Origin of the sequence: Psychrobacter pasteurii (assembly GCF_900162815.1) — a bacterium.
Lineage (GTDB): Bacteria > Pseudomonadota > Gammaproteobacteria > Pseudomonadales > Moraxellaceae > Psychrobacter > Psychrobacter pasteurii.
Genome location: NZ_FUGD01000096.1, coordinates 1 through 1,683, shown reverse-complemented (window position 1 = coordinate 1,683; position 1,683 = coordinate 1). Strand labels below are relative to the sequence as shown.

The window sequence follows — 1,683 nt, the reverse complement described above, 5'->3', positions numbered from 1 at the left end:
CGTCTTGTAGTCTCATAGTAAAATAGCCCATCTGCTTATTAGATGGGCTATTTTATTACTTTTATTGAGTTTTTGCCTTAACTGACTGGCATTAGTCCTTAGGGGCGGTCTTTTTTTTGCGTACAAATCTATTTGACTCAGTTTTTATTGAAAGCCATAAACTAGCAGTAGTTGGTAGGGTCTTTTTCTTGTTTTTCGGTCTGCTCTTCAGCAAAAAAAGCTTGAAGCACATTTTGCTTGGCAGTTGCCCAATGATCGAACTGAGCACAGGTTTCCTCTAAATTACCTTGCCACTGCGGTATCTGACTGCGCATGGCTTGTAGGCGCTGTTGGTTAGGAGCTGGCAGGTGAGTGGCGGTCTCGATGGCTTGCAGGGCTGCCTCACGATCATTACAGACTAAAGCCATATCACAGCCTGCTGTGACCGCTGCAGTAACCCGAGCACCGATATCGCCGGCGGTGTGAGCTGCTTTCATAGATAGGTCATCTGAGAACAACACCCCATTAAAGCCTAGCTGCTCACGGGCAATGTCTTGTAGCCAAATTTTAGAGAAACCCGCAGGCTTATCATCCACCTGATTGAAGATAACATGGGCAGGCATGACTGCATCTAGCCAAGGCTGACACTGAATGAAAGGCTGCAAATCTGTTTGTTTGATTTGCTCAAAGCTACGCTCATCGATGGCATCTGCTACGTGTGAGTCGGGAGCAATTGAGCCATGACCTGGGAAGTGTTTGCCCGTGGTGGCCATACCTGCGGCTTTCATACCTCGCATAAACTGCATAGACAGAGCGACAATGGCTTCAACATTGGCATGGAAGCTTCTATCGCCAATCACTTGGCTAACCCCATTTAAATCCAGAACAGGCGCAAAGCTAATATCGATACCTACCGCCATAACTTCAGCTGCCATTAAATAACCACAGTCGTAAGCAAGAGATAAGGCACGGCATGGCTCCGTATCAAATAAATCACCCAATCTGCCCATTGCTGGTAGCCGCGTAAATCCTTTGCGCAATCTCGCCACACGGCCACCTTCTTGATCGACTCCAATAATAATCTCAGGTTTTACCTGATGAATGTCGTCGCAAAGCTGGCGTACTTGTTCGGCTGTATCAACGTTACGGGCAAATAAAATTATGCCGCCAACCTCTGCACGGCTTAATACCAAGCGATCTTCTTTTGTGAGCTCAGTACCGGCTACATCAATCATTAAAGGTCCGTACATAAGGTTCCCCTTTGAGTTTGTTACACTAAAAAAATGAATTAGCTATCTAAAAGCGAAAGAGGACTCCACCCGAGATTAGGGTGGAGGTGAATTTCGCAAATACTAACCTTGTTGGTTTTGAATATACTGCTTGATAATATCAAGCGGTGCGCCACCACAAGACCCTGCAAAATAAGAACGCGACCAAAGAACAGGCTTAGAGTAAGCTGCTCTTAAATCAATGAAATTACTTCTCATGCGCCTACTGGTGACTGACTTTAAATTATTCACAAGTGTGCTTATCTGCACCGTTGGAGAGTATTGAATCAACATGTGAATATGATCGGCCTCGCCGTTACACTCTTTAAGCTCTGCATCAAAACTCTTACACACCTCAGCGACACACTCACTAAAATAAGCATGATGCACCTCACTAAGTACCTTTCTGCGATATTTGGTAATAAAAACCAAATGT

Annotated in this window: 2 protein-coding genes; both read right to left on the bottom strand. The window is 45.0% G+C overall.

What is annotated here, in order from left to right:
• Nucleotides 1-161: 161 nt before the first annotated feature.
• Nucleotides 162-1,229 carry a beta-N-acetylhexosaminidase gene (nagZ, locus tag A1232T_RS08840; RefSeq protein ID WP_077449078.1) on the bottom strand — a complete coding sequence of 356 codons (1,068 nt, stop codon included), beginning with the start codon at nt 1,227-1,229 and terminating at the stop codon, nt 162-164.
• A 102-nt stretch (nt 1,230-1,331) separates the two neighbouring features.
• Nucleotides 1,332-1,683: IS200/IS605 family transposase (tnpA, locus tag A1232T_RS08835; RefSeq protein WP_208606939.1), on the bottom strand; the 352-nt coding region annotated here is incomplete at its 5' end.

Bases quoted from the DNA above. Each gene is read 5' to 3' on its own strand.
- nagZ (WP_077449078.1), bottom strand. From the start codon at position 1,229: ATGTACGGACCTTTAATGATTGATGTAGCCGGTACTGAGCTCACAAAA.